The organism is Arthrobacter mangrovi, from assembly GCF_026011795.1.
GTDB classification, from domain to species: Bacteria; Actinomycetota; Actinomycetes; order Actinomycetales; family Micrococcaceae; genus Crystallibacter; species Crystallibacter mangrovi.
Genome location: NZ_BRVS01000011.1, coordinates 1 through 21,980 on the forward strand (window position 1 = coordinate 1; position 21,980 = coordinate 21,980).

A 21,980-nucleotide genomic window follows, 5' to 3' on the forward strand; every position below is an offset into this window, starting at 1 on the left:
CACCCGGGCTGGCCGATGCCCACCCGGCCGCAGCAGCTGCTCGAAGGCCTGGTCGGCTCCTGCCGCATCGCGCTCTCCACCGACAAGCTGCCCGCCAGCGGGGGCCACCGGCCCCAGGTCATGGTCACCATCGACTACCAAGACCTCGTCCAACAGATCGGCACCGAGACCGGCACCGAGACCGGCACGTCCGGGCAGGCCGTGTTCGGCGGACTCATCACCCCGGCCACGGTCCGCAAAATGGCGTGCGACGCCGACCTGATCCCCATCGTGTTCGGCGGCAAAGGCGAAGTCCTCGACGTCGGACGCGCCCAACGCCTCTTCACCCCCGCCCAGCTCCGCGCCCTCGTCGCCCGCGACAAAGGCTGCGCCTTCCCCGGCTGCACCATGCCCGCGCACTGGACCGAAGCCCACCACATCCGCTACTGGAAAAAACACAAAGGCCGCACCTCCGTCGCCAACGGCGTCCTCCTGTGCTCCTTCCACCACCACCTCATCCACGCCGGCGACTGGACCATCGAAACCATAGACGGCATTCCCTGGTTCATCCCGCCCGCCTACACCGACCCCTCCCAAGTTCCACGACGCAACCACTACCGGCACCCGCCCAACCTCAAACGCGCCCAACAGCCCACCACACCCGCCCCATGGACGGACGGCCGCAGTGGAAACCTTGCAGGCCCGCCCCTGCGGACGGACGCCCGACGCCCAAGTCCCGCTGCATCGCCGCCCGCGGGCACCCCCGCGGATTCCCCCGCACTGGCACGGGCCGCAGGGGCGCCGACCACATCAACCCACGGCTGGAACCGGCCCTCGGTGATGGTCCGCTGCAACCGGACACGCCTCCCTGGTAGGGACCGGCGTTCACTCCGCTGGAATCCTTGCCGGTTCACTCGCCAGATCGCCGGCCGCCACACCACAGCCCGCGAGGGCGGACTTCGTCCTCGCAATGTGCCCTACCCCCTCCCCAACCCACCATCGCGGCCGCAACTTGCTCCCGCGCCTTGCCTCAAAGCAGGTTTGGAGGCGCTTAGGCAGGTAAGGCGCCGCCCGCTTGCCTTGACCGGGACCGAATTCCGCCGGGAGGGAACCCGGGCGCCGCCGTCGTTAGCTGTTCTGCCCGATTGCCGCCGCCGGCCGTGCCGCGGCCCTGCTGCGGTGATAGAGTCGAAGGCGAATTATGCTGTCCCGCTGTCGACGCGCGGGCAGCCGCCGATCCGTCGCAGGGCGTCTCGGCCCCAGGACATTCAGCCGGCCAGCCGGCACAACGGGCCTTGCTGCCCGACCTTGTAAATCGCCATAGAGATCGGATCCCATGACCAGGACTTCACGCCATTCCACCCCCGTTGCGCGGCAGACCCCGCCCCGGCTCGCGAAGGGGGCCATGCGGATCGTCTCGCTTGGCGGCCTCGGCGAGATCGGCCGGAACATGACGGTGTTCGAATACGGCGGCAAGCTGCTGATCGTGGACTGCGGCGTGCTGTTCCCGGAGGAGCACCACCCCGGCGTGGACCTGATCCTGCCGGACTTCTCCTCGCTGCGCGACCGGCTGGACGACATCGTCGGCGTGGTGCTGACGCACGGCCACGAGGACCACATCGGCGGGATCCCGTACCTGCTGAAGGAACGCAGCGACATCCCGCTGATCTCGGCGAAGCTGACGCTGGCCTTCATCAAGACCAAGCTGCAGGAACACCGGATCACCGCCAAGACCGTGCAGGTCAAGGAGGGCGACCGGAAGAAGTTCGGCCCGTTCGACCTGGAGTTCCTGGCCGTCAACCACTCCATTCCGGACGGCCTGGCCGTGGCGATCCGCACCCCCGCGGGCTTGGTGCTGGCCACCGGCGACTTCAAGATGGACCAGTTCCCGCTGGACGGCCGGATCACCGACCTGGCCGGTTTCGCACGGCTCGGCGAGGAGGGCGTGGACCTGTTCCTGCCGGACTCCACCAACGCCGACGTTCCCGGATTCCAGATCTCCGAGCAGGACCTGGCGCCGGCGATCGACGAGGTGTTCCGCACCGCGCCGCGGCGGATCATTGTCTCCAGCTTCGCCAGCCACATCCACCGGATCCAGCAGGTGATCGACGCCGCCGCCCTGTACGGACGCAAGGTCGCCTTCGTGGGGCGGTCCATGGTGCGCAACATGAAGACCGCGGGCGACCTCGGCTACCTGAACATCCCCAAGGGGATGCTGGTGGACTTCAAGGAACTCGAGAAGATGGCCCCGACCAAGGCCGTGCTGATCTGCACCGGTTCGCAGGGCGAGCCGATGGCGGCGCTGGCCCGCATGGCGAACAAGGACCACGTCATCGACCTGACCGAGGGCGACACGGTCCTGCTGGCGAGCTCGCTCATCCCGGGCAACGAGACCTCGATCTACCGCCTCATCAACGACATGACCAAGCTCGGCGCCAACGTGGTGCACAAGGGCAATGCGAAGGTGCACGTTTCCGGGCACGCATCCGCTGGCGAGCTGGTCTACTGCTACAACCTGGTCCGGCCGCGCAACGTCATGCCGGTCCACGGCGAGCACCGGCACCTGAAGGCCAACGCCGAACTCGCCGTCCGCACCGGCGTGGACCCGAAGAGGGCCCTGGTGCTTGAGGACGGCGTCACCGTCGACCTCAAGGGCGGCGTGGCCAGCGTGTCCGGCAGGGTCGCGGCGGACTACGTCTACGTGGAGAACATGGTGGCCGGAGCCGCCACCGAAGAGTCGCTGCAGGACCGGCTCCGGCTGGCCGAGGACGGCGCGGTCACCGTGCTGGCGATCGTCAACCCGGACACCGGGAAGCTCGAGGAAGACCCCGAGTTCTTCCCCGTGGGCTTCGCGCCCAAGGACGGCGAGCTCAACAAGGCGACGTCGATCGTGGAGAAGACGCTGGCCAACTTCAAGGGCGACAAGCTCGGCCCCGACGCCGAACAGGCGATCGCCCGCGACCTGGTGCGCTGGTCCGACCGTCAGCTGCGGCGCAAGCCGGTGGTCACCGTCATCATCGTCGAGGCGTAGCCGCGCCGCCGGCCTGCACCCGGAACCGGCGGCCGGTCACCTCGTCCGGCACGATCCTGACGTAGCGGCTCTTGATGCCGCCTTGCCAGGGGAAGATGGGCAGCTCCAGCGTCTCGACGATGTCCCGGGTGCTTTCCGGCATCCCGGCCTCGCCCTTGACCACGGCGCTCCATGCGCGCTTGGACTCCGGGTCGAGGCCGTCCACTTCGAACACCACCGGGTTGCCGGAGAGGGCGCCGTCCAGCTTGGTGCCCTCACCGGTGCGGAAGACCACGGTCTCGCCGTCCACGGTGTAGTTCACCGGGAAGATCTCCGGGCGCCCGTCGATGATCACGCCGAGCCTGCCCACTTCGGCGCTCCGGATGGCGTCCCAGCATTCGGCCGGAGTGAGGTGCTTGATTCCGTACAGGGCATCGTCCTGGTCAGTCATGGCCCCAGTCTAGGCACGGGCGCGCAAGAGGGGGAGAGCGACGGCGGCATCTTGGGTTCCGCGGGCCACGGAACGCAGGTGCCAGCATCGTTGCTCCCCGTCTGCCGCCGCATCAGCTGCGCAGCCGATGCGGTTGGCTGGGTGCAGCCCGGCAGGCGACCCGGCTTAGTGCCGTTCGGACTGCCGCGCGGCCAGCAGCCCGCCGACGTTGAAGGCCAAGGTCAGCCCGAGGACCATCAGTAGCGGCGCAGACCAGCCGCCGGTGGCACTGTTGAGCCAGCCGGCCAGGGGCGGAGTGCAGGTGGCCGCCAGGTATCCGCCGGCCTGCACGCGCGCCGAGGCCGAAGCCGCCTCCGAGTCGCTCCGGGCCACGCGCGGAATGATGGAGAATATCGCCGTGAAACCGCCGCCCTGCGCGATGCCGCCGATGATGGACCAGAAAACGTAGGCCTCCGGGGCAAGGAGCAGGCCGATCGGCAGGGTGACCCAGAAGAGCCCGATGACCGCCACCGGGACCCATGTGCGGGTTCTCGCGGCCAGCAGCGGCACGCCGAAGGCGCCGACGATGGCGGCGATCTGGAACAGTGAGGCGGTGGCACCCGACGCGGCCGGGGCGAGCCCTCGCATGTCGGCAAGGAGCAGCGGCAGCCAGGCTGTGGTGGCGTAATAGGCACCGGATTGTCCGCAGAACGCGAGGATGAGCAGGGCGACGATCCGCCGGTTCCGGCTCGTCGCTGCCGCCGCCCCGGGGCCGTCAGCGGCGGCCGGATCCGGCCTCGTTTCCCGCACCCGCGCTGCGCCGGCTGCGCCGTCCGCCGGGCCGAACCGCGGGCGCCCCCAGATCAGCCAGTAGGCCAGGCCCGCCGCGGTCACCACCGTCCAGGCCGCGATCGCCCACCGCCAGCCGACCAGCGCGGCGAGCGGCGCGGTTCCGAGCAGGACCGCCATGGAGCCGACATTCATCGTGGCCGAGTAGGCTCCCGTGACCGCCGAGACCTTCCGCCACGGCACGTCGCGGCGGATGATCACCGGCACAACGATGTTGCCCAGCGTCAGCGAGACGCCAATAATCGCAGTCCCGGCCAGCACGACGGCCGCGGGGCCGATCGAACGGATCACGGTGCCCGCCAGCACCCCGGCCAGGCACAGGATGACGGTGGCCTCCGGCCCGAAGCGGCGGATCGTCCGCGTTGCCAGCGGTGTGGCCAGGGCGAAGAGCAGTACCGGCAGCCCGGTGAGCAGGCCGGCGCCCGCGGCAGTGAGGCCGGTGTCCGCCTGGATGTCGCCGATCACCGCCGTTGGCGCGATGATCGGGGCGCGCAGGCTCAGCGCCAGCACGACGATTCCGGCGATGACCCAGGGCAGCGCCTGGCGGGGGCTTGATGGTCCGTGCGTGGGAGGCTCCTTGGAGTAGGCGTCACGGGCACGTTGCCCGGGTCCCTTAGCACCATATGCCACTCGGGCCGTCCGCGCCGTGCGCGCGCAACAGGGGGACAACGACGCCGGCGCCCAAGTCCCGCAACTGCGGAACCCGGGCGCCGGCGTCGTTAGCAGCGAACGCAGCCGCTACGGGAGAGGGATGGTTCCGGCGTAGTCGGTGCTGTAACCGTTGACCGGCTGGTGCGGGATGTCCTCCCAGCGGTCGGCGTCCTCCTTCTGCACTTCGCCGGTGGCGAGGCCGAGCAGCAGTTCCTTCATAGCGAGGATGTTCTGCCGGATGCTCTTGCCGCGGGCCTTCTGGCCGAGACTGCCGTCCGAGGTGTTGCCGGAGGTTTCGAAGAAGACCACGGGATTGGAGTGGCCCTCCGGGTTGAGGCCCTGGTAGTCCAGGCCCAGCATCATGGCGGAGACGACGCCGCCTTTGATGTCGATTTCCAGACCGTTGCCCACCTGGTAGCGGTCCATGTTGATGGACCCGTACTTGGAGAGCTCGTCATACACATGCACGTGCATCTGGCGGGTCAGCTCATCGTAGGCGCCGCCCTTGATGCCCGGCAGGGTCGGACCGCCCGGAGCAAGCGAGATGCCCAGCGACAGGGTGACGTCGTCGCCGGTGCCCCATTCCTTCTTCAGGCCCTGGTGGTGGATGTCGATGCCGTAGGCGGGTTTCACCTTGGTCCAGTACTCGTAGAAGGCCAGCGACTCGTTCGCCGTGAAGCCCTCCGGCGTCCAGTCCCGGTTCAGGTCGACCCGCTGTTCACGTCCGTTGGAGCCAAGCTCCGGCAGGTCGGTGGCCTTGTCCCAGAGGATGGTGTGGCGGATATTGGCCTCGGAGCCGTCCGGGTTGTACATCGGGATGAAGTGGAAGGTGAATTTCTCCCGCAGCAGTTGGTAATCGGCCGAGCCGTTGGTTCCAAGGTCCTTCAGCAGGGACAGGATCGAATCGGTGCCATACGGCTCGTTGCCGTGGATGCGGCCTTGGATCCACACGTGCTCGGCGCCGGTGCCAACCGTGGCCACCCAGAGATCACGGCCCTGTTCCGACTTGTTGACCTGTGTCCCCGCTTCCTCAAGGGTGAAGGCGTCGACGCCGAACCGTCCGTTCTCTTCGAGTCTCTGCAGTTCCTGCACCAGGTCGTCGTAGGTCAGGATGCTGGCGATGCTCGTGTTCCCCTCCGGGGAGGGGAAGTTGGCGTCGGCGAGGACCGGTGCGGCGGCACTAAACGGAATAACGACGGCGAGGGCCGCCGCCGCTGCCAGGCTGCGGTAACGTGCGGGCCGTTGGCCGGTGCTGCTCTTGGGCTGGTGCTTCACTACATGTCCTCCACAGGTTGAGCGATTAATCCCCCGGCGCGGCGAATAGGGGCGGCTGCGGGCCCGGGAGCCGGCAGGGCGAGTGGACTGCCGGTAGGCGTGACGCTAGCCGCGGCCGACGGCTTCCACCAGAGGTCCCGGCCGAAACCAGACGGTCTGCCCGTGGTTTTGCCGCTGCCGGACACATTGTCTGTGCAGTCAGGCCCTGCCGCCGTCGTCGCGACATCTTTCTGTTCTGCAGAATTAGGCGCCCGCCAGCGGAAGGGGCCCTGTGTAATAAAGGGTTCTGATTCTGGCAGGCAGAACTCTTTTGTCCGCGCGTAACCGTGCTCACTACGCTGTGAGGCAAAGCTCCCACGCCGACGGCGCACGGGGCCCCTCACATTTCCAGGAGCATCCTTGCAGTTCTATCTTGACGGCTACCGTCCCGGCGACCCCGAAGACCGTCCCGCAGCCCCGGGCCACGAAGAAGGCCACGGCGGCCGGCTGCCCGAAGAGGTGGACGTGCTGGTGGTCGGCACCGGCCCCGCGGGAGTGGTGCTGGCGGCACAGTTGGCCGAGTTCCCCGGCATCCGGACCATGGTGGCCGAAAGGCGCGAGGGACCGCTGGAACTCGGCCAGGCGGACGGCGTGGCCTGCCGGACGGTGGAGATGTTCAACGCGTTCGGGCTGGCGGAGAAGCTGGTCCGCGAGGCGTACTGGGTCAACGAGACCGTGTTCTGGCGGCCGGACGAGCAGGACCACTCGAAGATCGTCCGCAGCGGCCGCGTGCAGGATGTTGCCGACGGCCTTTCCGAATACCCGCACGTGATCGTCAACCAGGCGCGCATGCAGGCCTACCTGCTCGAGCACATGCGGAAGTCGCCCAGCCGACTGGAACCGGACTACGGGCTGGAGGCGACCGCCGTCGTCGTCCACCCTGACGGTGAGTACCCCGTTGAGGCGACCCTGCGCCGGACCACCGGGCCCGGCGGCAGCGAGGACGTCACCGTGCGCGCCAAGTACGTGGTCGGCTGCGACGGGGCGCGCTCGGCCGTGCGGAAATCGATGGGCGTGGAACTGCGCGGCGACGCACGCAACCATGCGTGGGGGGTCATGGACGTCCTGGCCGTGACCCACTTTCCCGACGTCCGCTTCAAGGCAGCCATCCAGTCCGCCGGCGGCAACATCCTGCTCATCCCGCGCGAGGGCGGCTACCTGGTCCGCTTCTACGTGGACCTGGGTGATTTGGACCCCGCGGACCGCGAAGCGCGCAAGCGGTTCACGGTGGACACGATCATCGAGCACGCGCAGCAGGTCCTGCACCCCTACACGCTTGAGGTCAAGGACGTGGCCTGGTGGTCCGTCTACGAAGTGGGCCAGCGGATCGCGGACCGGTTCGACGACGTGCTGCCGGAGGAGCGCGGCACCCGCAGCCCGCGCGTCTTCATCGCCGGCGACGCGTGCCACACCCATTCGGCCAAGGCCGGCCAGGGCATGAACGTCTCGATGCAGGACGGCTTCAACCTCGGCTGGAAGCTGGCCGCCGTGCTCGAGGGGCGCAGCCCGGAGTCCCTGCTGGACACCTACGCCGAGGAGCGCCGCGCCATTGCCCAGGAGCTGATCGACTTCGACACCCGCTGGTCCAAGACCATGGGCTCCAAGGTGAAGGACCCGAACAACCCCGACGACGAGGGCCTGGACCCGCAGGAAGTGGAGCGGCAGTTCGTGCAGGCCGGCCGCTTCACCGCGGGCTTCGGTACCGACTATGCGCCGAACATGATCACCGGCGAGGACACGCACGAGCACCTGGCCAAGGGCTTCCCGGTGGGCGAACGCTTCTACTCCGCGCCGGTGGTGCGGCTGGCCGACGGCAAGCCGCTGGGCCTGGGGCACGTGGCGCAGGCCGACGGCCGCTGGCGGCTCTACGCCTTCGCCGATTCCGCCCGCCCGGACGCCGACGACTCCCGCCTCGCCGGGCTGCTCGGTTTCCTGGTCGAATCGCCGGATTCTCCGCTGCGCCGCTTCACCCCGGCCGGTGCGGACCCGGACTCCGTCTTCGACCTGCGGGCCGTCTACCAGCAGGGCCACCGCGAGCTCGACGTCAACCAGGTGCCGGAGATCCTGCTGCCGAAGAAGGGACCGTTCGGCCTGACCGACTACGAGAAGGTCTTCACTCCGGACCTCAAGTCCGGCGTCGACATCTTCGACGAACGCGGCATCGACCGCCAGCAGGGCGCCCTCGTGGTGGTCCGCCCGGACCAGTACGTCGCGCACGTCCTGCCGCTCGATGCGCATGAGGAACTCGCCGCCTTCTTCAACGCCGTCCTGGTGCCGCAGGGCTAAGCCCCGGCATTTTGTGACGGAGCGGCGGTCCGGGGCGAGAATGGTCGGGTGAGCGATGCCGGTGACTTCGTGGACGCCGCCCTTCAGCGGGAGGCATCGTGGGAGCGCGCCGCAGATTGGGAGGCGCGGCTCGGCAGCGGCCTGCGGTACTACGGTTCGAGTGTGGGCGCGGTCCGCGGGACGATCCGGGACGCCGGCCGCCGCTACCCGGGGCTGGCCCACGACGAGGTGACCGCGCTGGCGTCGGAGCTGTGGTCGGTGCCGGTGTTCGAGCGGCGCCTCGCGGCCGTGGTGCTGCTGCAGTCCAACCTGCGGCTGCTGGACAACTCGGACCTGACGCGGATCGAGGGGTTCGTGCGCTCGGCCAGGCTGCGTGAACTGGTGGATCCGCTGGCCGGGGACGTAGTGGGGCCCATGATGGAGGGGCTGGCCGGCAGGGCGCGGGAGAAGGCGGATGCCGTGCTCGACCGGTGGGCGCATGAAGCCGACCCCTTGCTCCGCGGCGCTGCCCTGCTGGCCCGCGCCGCCGGGGCCGATGATGCCGGCCTTGACGTCAATCAGCGCCGGTAGGTGTTGATGAGGACGCCGGAGCGGAGGGCGCGGGTCTCGACCAGTTCGAGCCTGCTGAGCGGGAATCCCTCGGAGAAGAGCTTCTTGCCGGCTCCCAGCACGAGCGGGTAGACGGCGAGCCGGTACTCGTCGATCAGGTCATGCTCGGCCAGCGTCCTGGCCAGCCGGGTGCTGCCCCAGACGCGTATTTCGCCGCCCGGCCTGGCACGCAGTTCGGCCACCGCGGCCGGCACGTCGGGGCCGAGGAGCTGCGAGTTCCGCCAGCCGAGTTCGGTCAGCGTCCGCGAGGCCACGTACTTGGGGATGCGGTTGTACCGGCGGGTCAGTTCCCCCTGCAGGCCCTCGGCGTCCTCGTCCCACACGCCCCAGGAGCCGGCGAAGATCTCGTAGGTCTTGCGGCCGAGGAGGAGCGCCTCGGTCCGGCTCTCCCACTCGGCGACGATTTCCCCGCTTTCGCCGCCGTCGCGCTGGTCCTACTCGGCCGTCCAGCCGCCGTGCTTGAAGCCGCCCTCGCGGTCCTCGTCCGGTCCGCCGCCCGCCTGGACGACGCCGTCGAGGGTGATGAATGCCTGCAGCACGATCGTGCTCATAGCCGGTCCTCCTTCATTCCGTTCCGGACCTGGAAGTCGACCCCCACGTGCGGAGCGACGGCATCCAGCAGCAGGCTCGATGCCTGCCGGAGGGTGATGCCGTCGTCGTCCGCTGCCACCGCAAGCATGAGGCCGTCCACCAGGGCGACCAGCATCTTGGCCGTTTCGGCGGGGCTGGCACGAAGCGTGAAGGTGCCGTCCGCCACGCCGCGTTCGATCGTTTCCACCACCCAGCTGCGCCAGGCGTTGTTGGTGTCCGAGACCAGCGGCTGGAGGAACTCGTGCCGGCTGGCCGCGGCACAGCTTTCCGTCCAGACGATGCATCGCTCGCGGCTGCTCAGCGCCCCGGACAGCAGCAGGCGCAGCCGCTCGCGGTTGTCCTCCACGCCGTCCAGCTGGGCGGTCCATTGGCGGATGCGGTCCTCGTTGGCTGCCAGCAGCATTTCGCGCACCACGTCGTCGCGGCTGCCGAAGTGGTGCTGGATCAGGCCGATGGAGACCCCGGCCTCGGCGGCGATGTCCCGGAGCCGGATCCCGTCCACGCCGTACACGGCAAGGAGCCGCTCCGCAGCCTTGAGGACGCGGTCGCGTTTGAGCGGCATCTTCCCCCCGATCCTCGTGTGGAACTGGTCCGAGCCTAGTCCGTCAAAATAAGCGTGCCCGAACCCTTGCCGACAGCAAAACAATAATTCATTATTGGACCCACTGGCTGCCTCGCTCGGAAGGATGTTTCGCATGGACCGGCTCGTCGACAAGACCATTGGTGCCCACCTGTTCCTGACGGAGGACGAGGCCGCTGCCCCGCTCCCCGAACGGGTCGAGAACCTGGTGATCGGCGGCGGCATTGCCGGCGCCAGCATCGCGGCCCACCTCGCCGAGCGCGGCGCGGGCGTCGCGCTGCTGGAAGCCAACGTCCTCGGATCAGGCACCACGTGGCACGCGGCGGGCCTCGTCACGGGCAGCAGGACGACGACGGCGCTCACCAAGCTTGCGAGCTACGGCATCGGTCTCTACTCGGGTCTGGAGTCCCGCACCGGGATCGAAGTGGCGTTCGAGCGGCGGGGTTCGCTGATGGTGGCCCGGACCCCCGGGCGGGCGGACGAGGTGGACTATGCCTACGACGTCGCCGTCCTCAACGGGGTCGATGCCAAACTGCTGGAACCCGAGGACGTGCGCAGCCTGTGGCCGGCGGCCGATCCGTCCGGCATCCTCAAGGCCCTGCTGGTCCCGGGCGACGGCCATATCAATCCGGGCTACGCGGCGATTGCGCTGGCGAAGCTGGCCCGCGGGCACGGCGCCTCGATCCACGAGCACGTCCGGGTGGAGGAGGTCCTCGTCGAAGACGGGCGCGCGATGGGGGTCCGTACCAACCGCGGAGTGGTCCGCGCCGAGCGGGTCGTGCTGGCCTGCGGGCTGTGGACGCGGGAACTGGCCGCCACGGCGGGGGCACCCGTGCCGCTGTATCCCGCCGAGCATGTGCACGTCCGCACGGCGAAGGTCGACGACGACATCGCCCGGCCGCCGGTTTTCCGGGACCTGGACAACCACTACTACATCCGCGGCGAGGACGGGCACCTGCTGGTCGGTGCCTTCGAGCCGGACGGCATTCCCCGCAGCGCCGCAGAGGTCGCCTCCGGCGGCTTCGCCGAGTTCCCCGCGGCGTGGGAACACTTCGGCCCGATCCGCGCGAAGGCCGAGGCCGCCGTTCCGGTCCTCGCCGACACGGGCTTCGAGCGCTTCCTGAATGCGCCGGAGTCCTTCACCCCGGACGGAAACTTCCTGCTGGGCGAGACGGCGGAGGTGGGTTCGCTCTTCGTTGCCGCGGGCTTCAACTCGCAGGGCATCATCTTCGCACCCGGGATCGGCAAGGAGCTCGCCGAATGGATGCTCTCCGGGTCTCCGGCGTTCGACGCCTCCGCCGTCGATGTGCGCCGGTTCTCGCGGCACCAGTCCAATCCGAGCTACCTCCACGAGCGCACCGCGGAGGCGCTGGGCCGGCTGTACGCGATGCACTGGCCGCAGCTCCAGCCGGTGACGGCGCGCAATGTCCGCCGCAGCCCGCTGCACGAACGGGTGGCCGCCCTGGGTGCCTGCTTCGGGGAACAGAACGGCTGGGAACGAGCCAACTGGTACGGCGAGCCCGGCTCGTCGCCGGCCTACGAGTACAGCTACGGGCGCCAGAATTGGTTCGAGCCGGTCCGCCGCGAACATGAGGCGGCCCGCAACGGGGTCGCAATCTTCGACCTCTCCTCCTTCGCGAAGATCGAGATTGCGGGACCGGACGCGCTGGAGGTCCTGCAGCGCACGGTCACGGCCGACGTCGACGTGGCCGCCGGAAAGGCGGTCTACACCCTGGCCCTGACGGCCCGCGGCGGCATCCAGCTGGACGGCACGGTCCTTCGGCTCGAGGCAGACAGGTTCTGGCTGATCACCCCGGCGGCGACCCAGGACCTGGCCCTGGGGCTGCTGCGCACACAGGCGCGGGGGAGGGCAGCGGCGGTCTTCGATGCGACCAGCGGGTGGGCGGTGCTCGGCGTCATGGGGCCGCAGAGCCGGAAGCTGCTGGAGTCGGTCTCGCCCGGCGTCTGGTCCGACGCGGATCTTCCGTACACGCACTCGGCGGAGGTTCCGCTCGGCGGCGGGACCGTGCGGGCGCTGCGGCTGAGTTTCGTGGGGGAGCTCGGCTACGAGCTGTACGTGCCGGCGGAGCTCGCGGTCGCCGTGTTCGACCAGCTCTGGGAGGCGGGAAGCGCCTTCGAGGCCCGTCTGGCCGGGTACCACGCGCTGGATTCGCTGCGCAGCGAGAAGGGCTTCCGCCACCTCGGCCACGACATCGGCCCCGCCGACGACCCCTACACGGCCGGCCTCGGCTTCACGGTCGCCGCTTCCAAGGACTTCGGCTTCACGGGTGGCGCCGCGCTGCGGAACCTGGACCGGAAGGCGCTGGCGGAGCGGACGGTCTACGTGAAGCTGCTCGACCCTGAGCCGCTGCTGCACCATGACGAGGCCGTGCTGGTAGGCGGGGCCCTGGTGGGCCGGATGACCAGTGGCGCCTACGGCCACACAGTAGGTGCCTCGGTGGGGCTTGCCCGCGTCGCCGCCGACGCGGTTTCCGCGGGCGAGGTCGAGGCACAGGTCCGGATCAAGGGCGTGCCGGTGCCGGCCCTGCTCAGCCGCCGCCCGTTCTACGATCCTGCGGGCGAGCGGATGCGCGGATAGGGTAGGCGCACCCAATAACGAATTATTAAATCTGCCTCACAGGCCTAGCCATGGGTGTTGTCTCTTTCGTATGGTGTTACTAAACATTCTGTAATGTGATTCATGTCACTTGGAGGTGTCGTGGCGGTTCAGCAGGTTTCGCCGGATGGCGTGGAGATCGGGGGCCGGATTCGTTCCGCCCGCGCGCTGCGCGGCATTTCGCTCCGCCGGCTGGCTGCCGACGCCGGGGTGAGCGCGGGTTTCATCTCCCACCTCGAGCACGGCCGCTCCGGGGTCAGCATCTCGACCCTGCGCAACATTGCGCAGGTGCTCGGCATGACGATTGCGGAACTTGTCGACGGCGAGCACAGCCAGGGCCGCGGGGTCCTGCGCCGGGAGGACCGGAAGAAGGTGCAGGCGGAGGGCGGCCTGACCAAGTACCTGCTCTCGGCCACGCCGCTTCGCAACCTCGAAGTCTATGCCGGCGAGCTCCTGCCGGGCGGTTCCACCGGCGCGGAACCCTACAGCCACGGGCACGCGCAGGAAATGGTCATCTGCCTCAAGGGCAGCGTCGAGGTCACCGTCGGCGGCCAGTCCTACGTCCTGGCGGAAGGGGACCTCGTGGACCTGCACAGCTCGGTGCCGCACAAACTGCGCAACGCCGGCAGCAGCACGGCCGAAGTGCTGTGGATCATCAGCCCGCCCACCCCCGACTAACCTTCAGCTCCCGCTTAAGAACGCGATAACGCATGTTGAAAGGAAGCACTATGAGGATGACCAAGAACCGCGGCCGCGCAGCACTGGCGCTCGCCGCCGTCGGACTCCTGGGCCTGACGGCCTGCGGGGGAGGCGCCCCGTCCGCCGAGGTGGACCTGGGCAGCGGTCCGGCCGAAGCGGGAACCGTCAAGGCGGACGCGCTCAGCGGACACACGCTGACCTTCGCCTCCTACGGAGGCATCTACCAGGACGGGCAGATGGAGGCCGCCGGCAAGCCGTTCGGTGAGGAATCGGGCGCAACCATCCTCTCCGACGGACCCATGGAGTACGCGAAGATCCAGGCGCAGGTCGAATCGAACAACGTCACTTGGGACGTCGTGGACATGGACTCCACCTGGGCCGCCGGCCAGTGCGGGAAGAACCTGCAGAAGCTGGACTACAGCATCATCGATATCTCCAACGTCCCGGAGGAGCTCACCAGCGACTGCTACGTCCCGGCGATGCAGTACGCCAACGTCGTCATGTACAACACGGAGAAGTACGGGCAGAACGCGCCGAAGACCTGGGCGGACTTCTTCGACGTCGAGAAGTTCCCGGGCAAGCGCGCGATCAACGGCTCCGACGTCGGACCGGTCATCGAGGGCGCGCTGCTCGCCGACGGCGTGGCGGAGAAGGATCTCTACCCGCTCGACGTCGACCGCGCGCTGAAGAAGCTCGACACCATCAAGGACCAGCTCATCTACTGGTCCACCGGCGCCGAGTCGCAGCAGATGCTCGAAACCGGCGAGGCGGACATGGCCGTGGTCTGGTCCGGCCGGGCCTACTCGGCCGTGAAGAACGGCGCGAAGTACGAGCCGGCCTGGGATACCGGGGTGCTGGTCGCGGACGTCCTCGGCGTGCCGACGAACGCCAAGAACCCGAAGGCCTCCATGGCGTTCATCAACTACTACCTGGGCAAGGAACAGCAGGAGAAGCTGACGGAGACGACGTCCTACTCGCCGATCAACACGCAGTCCGAGCCCATGATCGACGACCTCGCCAAGAAGTACCTCGTCTCGGCGCCGGAGATCAAGGACAAGCTCGTGGTCTCGGACTTCACCTGGTGGGGCGAGAACTACCCGGCGGCACTCGAGAAGTACCTGGCCTGGATTAACGGATGACAGCCCTGCTTGAAAGCAGCGTTGGGCCCGCGGCACCCGCGGGCCCAACGCCCGGGACGGCGGCCGGCCGGCGGGGCCGCGGATGGACGGTCTTCCTGCTGCTGCTGCCGGCGGCGCTGCTGGTCGTCGCGATGTTCTCCTATCCGTTGCTGGTGGCGGCCTGGCGCAGTTTCGCCTACCCGGAGCTCGGCACGCAGAACTATGCCTGGTTCTTCGACGGCGCCACCAACATCGGCGTCCTGCTCCGTACGGTCTGGGTGGCTTTCCTGACCACGGTCATCTGCCTCGCGTTCGCCTATCCGTACGCCTACCTGATGGTCATCTCGGGCCGTCGCCTGAAGACGCTGCTGCTCGTCCTGGTGATGGTGCCCTTCTGGACGTCGCTGATGATCCGGACTTTCGCGTGGATCATCCTGCTGCAGGACAACGGCCTGGTCAATGAGGGGCTGGGCCTGTTCGGCATCGGGCCGCTGCCGCTCATGCGCAACACCACCGGCGTACTGATCGGCATGGTGCAGGTGCTGCTGCCGTTCATGGTGCTGCCGCTCTACAACGCGATGGCGGGCGTGGACATGCGGCTCATGCAGGCGGCAACGAGCCTGGGCGCCAGGCCGAGCACGGCCTTCCTCAAGGTCTTCGTCCCGCTGGCCATGCCCGGCGTCCTCTCCGGAAGCCTGCTCGTCTTCATCCAGGCGCTGGGCTTCTACATCACTCCGGCCCTGCTCGGGTCGCCGACCGAGATGCTGGTCTCGCAGTACATCTACGCCCAGGTCAACGGCCAGCTGCAGTGGGGCCGCGGCAGCGTGCTCGGCGTGGTCCTGCTGGTGACCGTCCTGGTGCTGCTGGCGGCCGCGGCGGCGCTCGGCAGGGCGGGCCGGCGCCGGCAAGGTGCCACGGCGAAACGGGAGGCGGCATGAAGCACACCATGGTGACCCGCAGCCTCCTGTGGGCGTTTGCCGCAGTGGTGGCCGCACTGCTGGTGCTGCCGACCGCCGTCGTTATTCCGCTCAGCTTCACGGATAAGGCGTCGTTGGCCTTCCCGCCGGCCGGCTGGTCGACGCGCTGGTACGAAAACTTCTTCACCGACCCCACCTGGATGCGGGCGCTGGGCAACTCCCTGACCGTCGGCCTGCTGGTGGCGGTCGTGGCGACGGTGTTCGGCACGGCCGCCGCAGTGGGACTGCGCCGCTGGGCCAACCGCAGGGCGGCCGGCGTCACGCAGGCCGTGCTGCTGGCCCCGATCGTGGTGCCGGCGATCGTGCTGGCCATCGGCGTCTACGCCACGTTCCTGCAGCTGCAGCTGCTTGGCACCGTGCCCGGCTTCGTCCTGGCGCACAGCGTCCTGGCGCTGCCGTTCGTGGTCATTTCGGTCTCGGCGACGCTGGTCGGCTACGACGACCGGCTGACCCTGGCCGCGCTGAGCCTGGGCGCCTCGCGGTGGGCGGCCTTCCGCCAGGTCCAGCTGCCGCTGATCATGCCCGGCGTGGTCTCCGGCGCACTCTTCGCGTTCGTCACGTCCTTCGACGAGGTCGTCCTGTCCATCTTCATCAAGAGCCCCTACCTGGAAACGCTGCCCGTGAAGATGTACGCGTCCGTCACACGGGACACCGATCCCACCATCGCGGCGGCCGCCACCATGATCATGCTTCTGACCACCGCGATCATCACCATTGGACTTCTCAGCCTGCGCAGGAGGAAACGTGCTTGAGAGCAGCACCATCACCAAGACGGGGACCCGGATCGATATCCGCAACGTCTCCAAGCACTACGCCGGGTCCACGGCCGTCGAGGACATCGACCTGACCATCGAGCCTGGCGAATTCCTGACCCTCCTCGGGCCGTCGGGGTCGGGCAAGACCACGACCCTGAACCTGATCGCGGGGTTCACCGACCTCAGCGCGGGGCACATCGAGATCGACGGCGAACGGGTGGACAACATCCCCTCCCACCGGAGGGGGCTCGGCGTCGTGTTCCAGCACTACGCGCTCTTCCCGCACATGAGCGTCGAAGACAACATTGCGTTCCCGCTCAAGCAGCGCAAGGTTGCCAAGGCGGAGCAGAAGCGCCGCGTGGCCGAGGTCCTCGAGACCGTGGGCCTGGGCGGCTATGAAAACCGCCAGCCGGCCGAGCTCTCCGGCGGCCAGCAGCAGCGGGTCGCCTTCGCCCGGGCCATGGTCTTCGAGCCCCGCGCGCTCCTGATGGACGAGCCGCTCGGCGCGCTGGACAAGAACCTGCGGGAGAAGCTGCAGCTCGAGATCAAGCGGATCCACCAGGACGTGGGACGGACCTTCGTCTTCGTCACGCACGACCAGGAGGAGGCACTGGTCCTCAGCGACAGGATCGCGATCTTCAACAACGGGCGCATCGAACAGGTCGGCGCCAGCCACGAGCTCTACGAGCGGCCGCGCACCCTCTTCGTGGCGACCTTCATGGGCGAATCGACGGTCCTCCGCGGCGAGCCCGAATGGCACGGCACCGAGTGGACCCTCGGCTTCCACGGCGCCGCCCTGCGCGGCACCGCGGAGCCCTTCAGCGGTCCGGCCGCGCTGGTGCTGCGGCCCGAGGACATCCACCTGTCGTCGCGCGAGGATGACATTCCGGCCGGCCACCAGTACTGCCCGGTGACCATCACGCAGAGCATCTACCTGGGCTCCGGCCGCAAGTTCGAGCTGGCCCTGGCCGATGGTTCGACCGGCATCGTGCGCGGCCCGCTGGCCCGGGGAGCCGGGCTGGAGGCCGGGGACCGGGCGTTCGCCTCCTGGCGCCCGGAGCGCGGCTCGCTGCTGCCGGACACCGGCTCCCGCTCCACGACCTAGATCCCTCCCGCAAGCCAAGTTCCTCGCGGGCTCATCCTCCCGAGGTCCGTACTCCTCCGGAAAGGTTCCCCAGTGACAGTCAGTGGCAACGTCTCCTTCTGGTACGCCGCGGGCGGCGTCCCGTCGCCCCGTCCTTCGCTGCCGGGCGACCTCCGGGCCGACGTCGCGATTGTCGGCGCCGGGTACACCGGGCTGTGGACGGCCTACTACCTGAAGAAGGCCGAGCCCTCGCTCAACGTCGTGGTCCTGGAGGCCCGGTTCGCCGGCTTCGGGGCCTCGGGCCGCAACGGGGGATGGCTGGCCAACACCATCACCGGAGGGCGGACCGGCTACGAAAAGTCGCACGGCCGCGCCGTCGTCGGCCGATTCCAGGAACTGCTGAACGAGGCCGTCGACGAGGTGTGCAAAGTAGCCGAGGCCGAAGGGATCGACGCGGACATCGTCAAGGGCGGGGAGCTGCTGGTGGCCCGCAACCGCGCGCAGCTGGCCCGCCTGCACGACCTCGCCGCGGAGGAGCGGCGGTGGCCCGAGGGCGGGGCGCGGCTGCTGACCGCGGAGGAAACCACGGACCGGGTGCACGTCGCCGCCGCGCTCGGCGGCATGCACGTCCCGCACTGTGCCCGCATCCACCCGGCCAAACTCGTGCGGGGGCTGGCCGCCGCCGTCGAACGCCTCGGCGTGCCGATCTACGAGGACACGGAGGTCACGGATATCCTGCCCGGCGCGGCGGTCACGCGGCGCGGGCGGGTCGAGGCGCGGCACGTCCTGCGGGCGACCGAGGGGTTCACCGCGAACCTCAAGGGGCTGCACCGCGAGTGGCTGCCGATGAACTCGTCGATGATTGTCACGGCGCCGCTGCCCGCCGCGGCCTGGGAAGAGATCGGCTGGGAGGGGCGGGAAACCCTGGAGGACCTCGCCCACGCCTACGTCTACCTGCAGCGCACGGCCGACGACCGCATCGCGATCGGCGGCCGCGGCGTGCCCTACCGCTACGGCTCCCGCACGGATACGGACGGGGCCACGCAGCCGGGCACCATCACGATGCTGACCTCCATCCTGCACGACATGTTCCCGGCGGCCCGCGGCCAGGAGATCGAACATGCATGGTCCGGCGTGCTCGGCGTGCCGCGGGACTGGAAAGCGACCGTCGGCTACGACCCGGCCAGCGGCCTCGGCTGGGCCGGAGGCTACGTCGGCACCGGCGTCACCGCGACCAACCTGGCCGGCAGGACGCTGAGCGGCCTGGTGCTGGGCGGCGCCGGCGAGCTGGCCGCCATGCCGTGGGTCAACCGGAAGATCCGGCGGTGGGAGTTCGAGCCGCTGCGCTGGATCGCGGTGCAGGCGATGTACGCGCTGTACCATCGGGCCGACCGCGCCGAGGCGGGCGGCCTGGCGAGGACGTCGAAGCTGGCCCGGTTCGCTGACAAGGTGTCGGGCCGGGGCTACTAGCACCGGGGGGCTGGCCAGTCCGGGGCCCCTAAGCCCCGGTGCTGGCCGGCTCCGTCCGAAAAGGGGCATTCTTTCGCTGGAGCGCAGGCTGGCGCCGGGTATAGGATCGGGCCTCACCGGGCCGTGAGCCCGCCCATCCGGAGGCTTCCGCACAGGCGTTGACCGGAGGCTGCCGGACCGATCAGGAAGGCCGGCCATGGAGAATCTGCGGGACCTCGAGCGGTCGCTGGATCCTTACCCCTTCTACGCGCAGATGCGGGAATCGGCGCCGGTCTTCCGCGGGGAGCGGGCCGGACTGTGGCACGTTTTCCTCTACGACGACGTGCAGCGGGTGCTCTCCGACTACGAGGCGTTCTCCTCGCACCAGCCGCGCGAGGAACAGTCGGTCACGGGGCAGCTGTTCGCGGCGAGCCTGATCAACACGGACCCGCCGCGGCACCGGCAGCTGCGCTCGCTGGTCAGCCAGGCCTTCACGCCGCGTGCGGTGGAGGCGCTGGGCCCGCGGATCGAGGAGATCACCGGGGAGCTGCTGGACCAGGTTGTTCCCGCCGGAGCGGCCGACCTGGTCGAGGCGCTGGCCTACCCCCTGCCGGTGATCGTGATCGCGGAGCTCATGGGCATCCCCGCCGAGGACCGCGACCGCTTCAAGAAGTGGTCCGACGCCGTGGTGCAGGCAGCCGGCCCGGAACGGGTGCGGGAAGGGGGGTCCGACCCCGCTCCGGCCCCCAACCACGGCGAGATGGTGGGCTACTTCCTGGCCATGATCGAACAGCGCCGGCGCGACCCGGGCCCGGACCTGATCAGCGCGCTGCTGGCCGCGGAGATCGACGGGCAGCAGCTCACCGTTCCCGAGCTGATCGGCTTCTGCGCCCTGCTGCTGGTGGCCGGCAACGAGACGACGACCAACCTGATCGGCAACGCCGTGCTGGCCTTCTCCGGCGCAACCGGAAACTCCGGGGACTCCGGAAATCCCGGAGTCATGGAGCGGCTGCGCGCCGAGCCCGACCTGCTGCCGCAGGCGATCGAGGAGGTGCTGCGCTACCGCTCGCCCGTGCACGCCATGTACCGCACGGCCATTGCCGACGTGGAGCTGGGCGGCCAGCGGATCCCCGTCGGCGACTCGCTCGTGGCGTGGATCGGCTCCGCCAACCATGACGCGCTGCACTTCGAGCGGCCGGAGGAGTTCGACGTCGACCGTGGCCACATCCGGCACCTCGCCTTCGGGCAGGGGGTGCATTTCTGCCTCGGCGCGCCGCTGGCCCGGCTCGAGGCCCGGATCGCGCTGCAAGCGGTGCTGGCCCGGCTGCCCGGCCTGGCCGTCGCCCCCGACGCCCGGCTGGAACGGATGGAAAGCCCCATCATCTTCGGAGTCAAGCAGCTTCCGGTCATCTGGCAGAGTTAGCCCCAGGTTCGGCCGGCAGCCGTGCCGGATCCTTGAGGCCGGGGAGCAGCGCGGCGCTGTTCCGCTGCCGCCATGACGCCAACGGCGGAGCCCACCGGAAGGCGGGCCCCGCCGTCGTTGTCCGGCGCGGAACCGGACGAAGCTACGCGGCCGCGTTGCTTGGGCGTCCCCACGGGCCGGTGATGGCCAGGGTGAAACCGGGGGACTGGATGTTGACGAAGAGGGTCTTGCCATCGGCGCTGAAGGCCGGGCCGCAGAACTCGCTGTCGTTGTACTCGTTGCGGGCGAGCGGGTAGGCCTTGCCTTCGGAAGTGACGCCGACCAGGTGCGAGACGCCGTCGCCGTCCTCGGCGAGGATGAGGCCGCCGTGGGCGGAGACGGTGATGTTGTCGGGGCCGTCGAAGTGGCCTTCCGCCTCCGGGTCCGGGTTGACGCCGAAAATGGTCTTGAGCGTGATGCTCTCGGTGGCCGGGTCGTAGAACCAGACCTGGCCGTCATGCTCGTTGGCGCTGCCGTCGGCAAGGCGGGCGAAGCTGGAGACGAAGAAGGCGCCGCCGTCGGCCCACCACTGGCCCTCGAGCTTGCGGGCGCGGGTGATCCGGCCGTCCTCGAACTGCTTGCGGACGGCCGTGTCGACGGCGTCGCGGTCCTGGACGTCGACCCACTCGACCTTCAGGCGGGTACCCACCTCGGTGGCCTCGGACAGGTCCGCGATGTGGTTGCTCCCGAGGAAGCAGTTCATCGCCTGCAGCCGGCCGGCGGTGTCGCCGCCTTCGGACAGGGCGAGCTCGCGCAGGGCGTCCTTGCCGGGGACGAACCCGGCCGGCGGGACCCAGCGGAAGTACAGGCCGTTGGGCTTGCCGGCGTCCTCGGTCAGGTAGATGACGCTGGTCTTGGGATCAACCGCGACGGCCTCGTGCGAGTAGCGGCCCATGAATTTCAGCGGGACCGGGCTCTTGCCGATGTTGGCCTCGCGGCTCGTCGGGTCCACCTCGAAGACATAGCCGTGGTCCTTGGTGTTGCCGCCTTCTCCGGCGCGGCTGTCGGTTTCCTCGCAGGTCAGCCAGGTGCCCCAGGGGGTGATGCCGCCGGCGCAGTTGTTGTCGGTGCCGGCCAGCGAGGTGTACTGCTCCACGCGGTTGCCGGCCTTGTCGACGACGATGGTCGAGGTTCCGCCGATGGCGCCGGGATCGTAGGTCACGCCGTCGATGACGGGGACGCCCCAGGGCTCGCTGCCGCTGTTCTCGTGGTTGATGACGAGGACGGAGCCGCCGTCCTCGGCGGCGAAGACGCCCATACCGTCGGGGTCGCTGGGGTGGACGCCGTCGGCGGTGCGGGTCTCGCCGGAGCGCGCGATCAGCTTGTAGGAGAAGCCTTCCGGCAGGGCCAGGATGCCCTTGGGATCGGAGACGAGGGCCCCGTAGCCCGTGGCGGTGCGGGTGGCGGCGGAGGCCGGGCGGACGAAGGCGTCGAGGCTGCCGGCGCCGGCGAACGCGAAGCCGAGGCCGGCGGCTGCGGAGCCGCCGAGGAAGCCGCGGCGGGAAACGGAAGATGTCATG

Annotated in this window: 18 protein-coding genes; 12 read left to right on the forward strand and 6 right to left on the reverse strand. The window is 69.2% G+C overall.

Features of this window, described 5'->3' with window-relative positions; translation table 11 throughout:
- The first annotated feature begins 15 nt into the window (after positions 1 to 15).
- Both AHIS1636_RS11925 and AHIS1636_RS11930 read left to right on the forward strand, forming a co-directional pair.
- Positions 16 to 1,293, forward strand: coding sequence for an HNH endonuclease signature motif containing protein (locus AHIS1636_RS11925; RefSeq protein WP_264796109.1), 1,278 nt, complete (start codon positions 16 to 18; stop codon positions 1,291 to 1,293).
- 22 nt (positions 1,294 to 1,315) lie between these two features.
- The gene (locus tag AHIS1636_RS11930) at positions 1,316 to 3,010 is read left to right on the forward strand and encodes a ribonuclease J (protein ID WP_264796053.1); all 1,695 of its coding nucleotides are present in this window, start codon (positions 1,316 to 1,318) and stop codon (positions 3,008 to 3,010) included.
- Here AHIS1636_RS11930 and AHIS1636_RS11935 read toward each other — a convergent pair.
- The 3 genes from AHIS1636_RS11935 to AHIS1636_RS11945 all read right to left on the reverse strand — a co-directional run bounded on the left by AHIS1636_RS11935 (position 2,994) and on the right by AHIS1636_RS11945 (position 6,194).
- Positions 2,994 to 3,440, reverse strand: coding sequence for a pyridoxamine 5'-phosphate oxidase family protein (locus AHIS1636_RS11935; protein WP_264796054.1), 447 nt, complete (start codon positions 3,438 to 3,440; stop codon positions 2,994 to 2,996). The two genes, AHIS1636_RS11930 and AHIS1636_RS11935, sit on opposite strands and share 17 nt — an antisense overlap.
- A 165-nt stretch (positions 3,441 to 3,605) precedes the next feature.
- Complete coding sequence (locus tag AHIS1636_RS11940; protein ID WP_264796110.1) at positions 3,606 to 4,805, reverse strand: MFS transporter; 1,200 nt, start codon at positions 4,803 to 4,805, stop codon at positions 3,606 to 3,608.
- Between the two features lie 201 nt (positions 4,806 to 5,006).
- Entirely contained in the window at positions 5,007 to 6,194 is a 1,188-nt protein-coding gene (locus tag AHIS1636_RS11945) for a M14 family zinc carboxypeptidase (protein WP_309298610.1), read from the reverse strand.
- 399 nt (positions 6,195 to 6,593) lie between these two features.
- Between AHIS1636_RS11945 and AHIS1636_RS11950 the strand changes: the two genes are divergently transcribed.
- Positions 6,594 to 8,519 carry an FAD-binding monooxygenase gene (locus AHIS1636_RS11950; RefSeq protein ID WP_264796055.1) on the forward strand — a complete coding sequence of 642 codons (1,926 nt, stop codon included), beginning with the start codon at positions 6,594 to 6,596 and terminating at the stop codon, positions 8,517 to 8,519.
- A gap of 48 nt (positions 8,520 to 8,567) precedes the next feature.
- A complete protein-coding gene (locus tag AHIS1636_RS11955; RefSeq protein ID WP_264796056.1) occupies positions 8,568 to 9,089 on the forward strand; it encodes a DNA alkylation repair protein in 522 nt (173 codons plus the stop codon).
- Here the strand turns inward: AHIS1636_RS11955 and AHIS1636_RS11960 are convergent.
- Together AHIS1636_RS11960 and AHIS1636_RS11965 are read right to left on the reverse strand one after the other, a co-directional pair.
- Positions 9,077 to 9,532 carry a dihydrofolate reductase family protein gene (locus tag AHIS1636_RS11960; RefSeq protein WP_264796112.1) on the reverse strand — a complete coding sequence of 152 codons (456 nt, stop codon included), beginning with the start codon at positions 9,530 to 9,532 and terminating at the stop codon, positions 9,077 to 9,079. The two genes, AHIS1636_RS11955 and AHIS1636_RS11960, sit on opposite strands and share 13 nt — an antisense overlap.
- Positions 9,533 to 9,675: 143 nt before the next feature.
- A complete protein-coding gene (locus AHIS1636_RS11965; RefSeq protein WP_264796057.1) occupies positions 9,676 to 10,281 on the reverse strand; it encodes a TetR/AcrR family transcriptional regulator in 606 nt (201 codons plus the stop codon).
- Between the two features lie 133 nt (positions 10,282 to 10,414).
- Between AHIS1636_RS11965 and AHIS1636_RS11970 the strand changes: the two genes are divergently transcribed.
- The 8 genes from AHIS1636_RS11970 (at position 10,415) to AHIS1636_RS12005 (ending at position 20,421) form a co-directional block, all read left to right on the forward strand.
- Positions 10,415 to 12,898, forward strand: coding sequence for a GcvT family protein (locus tag AHIS1636_RS11970; protein ID WP_264796058.1), 2,484 nt, complete (start codon positions 10,415 to 10,417; stop codon positions 12,896 to 12,898).
- A gap of 102 nt (positions 12,899 to 13,000) precedes the next feature.
- Positions 13,001 to 13,594: a helix-turn-helix domain-containing protein gene (locus tag AHIS1636_RS11975; protein ID WP_264796059.1), complete on the forward strand. Its 594-nt coding sequence runs from the start codon at positions 13,001 to 13,003 to the stop codon at positions 13,592 to 13,594.
- A 50-nt stretch (positions 13,595 to 13,644) separates the two neighbouring features.
- The gene (locus AHIS1636_RS11980) at positions 13,645 to 14,754 is read left to right on the forward strand and encodes an ABC transporter substrate-binding protein (RefSeq protein ID WP_264796060.1); all 1,110 of its coding nucleotides are present in this window, start codon (positions 13,645 to 13,647) and stop codon (positions 14,752 to 14,754) included.
- Positions 14,751 to 15,671, forward strand: coding sequence for an ABC transporter permease (locus AHIS1636_RS11985; RefSeq protein ID WP_264796061.1), 921 nt, complete (start codon positions 14,751 to 14,753; stop codon positions 15,669 to 15,671). Before AHIS1636_RS11980 ends, AHIS1636_RS11985 begins: the two co-directional genes overlap by 4 nt.
- Entirely contained in the window at positions 15,668 to 16,462 is a 795-nt protein-coding gene (locus tag AHIS1636_RS11990) for an ABC transporter permease (protein WP_264796062.1), read from the forward strand. The genes AHIS1636_RS11985 and AHIS1636_RS11990 overlap by 4 nt, the downstream gene beginning before the upstream one ends.
- On the forward strand, positions 16,455 to 17,570 hold the full coding sequence (locus AHIS1636_RS11995) for an ABC transporter ATP-binding protein (RefSeq protein ID WP_264796063.1): 1,116 nt from the start codon (positions 16,455 to 16,457) through the stop codon (positions 17,568 to 17,570). Before AHIS1636_RS11990 ends, AHIS1636_RS11995 begins: the two co-directional genes overlap by 8 nt.
- Positions 17,571 to 17,642: 72 nt before the next feature.
- Positions 17,643 to 19,019, forward strand: coding sequence for an NAD(P)/FAD-dependent oxidoreductase (locus AHIS1636_RS12000; protein ID WP_264796064.1), 1,377 nt, complete (start codon positions 17,643 to 17,645; stop codon positions 19,017 to 19,019).
- A 196-nt stretch (positions 19,020 to 19,215) separates the two neighbouring features.
- Positions 19,216 to 20,421, forward strand: coding sequence for a cytochrome P450 (locus AHIS1636_RS12005; RefSeq protein ID WP_264796065.1), 1,206 nt, complete (start codon positions 19,216 to 19,218; stop codon positions 20,419 to 20,421).
- A gap of 142 nt (positions 20,422 to 20,563) precedes the next feature.
- Here AHIS1636_RS12005 and AHIS1636_RS12010 read toward each other — a convergent pair whose 3' ends face one another.
- On the reverse strand, positions 20,564 to 21,979 hold the full coding sequence (locus tag AHIS1636_RS12010; RefSeq protein WP_264796066.1) for an alkaline phosphatase PhoX: 1,416 nt from the start codon (positions 21,977 to 21,979) through the stop codon (positions 20,564 to 20,566).
- Between the last annotated feature and the right edge of the window lies 1 nt (position 21,980).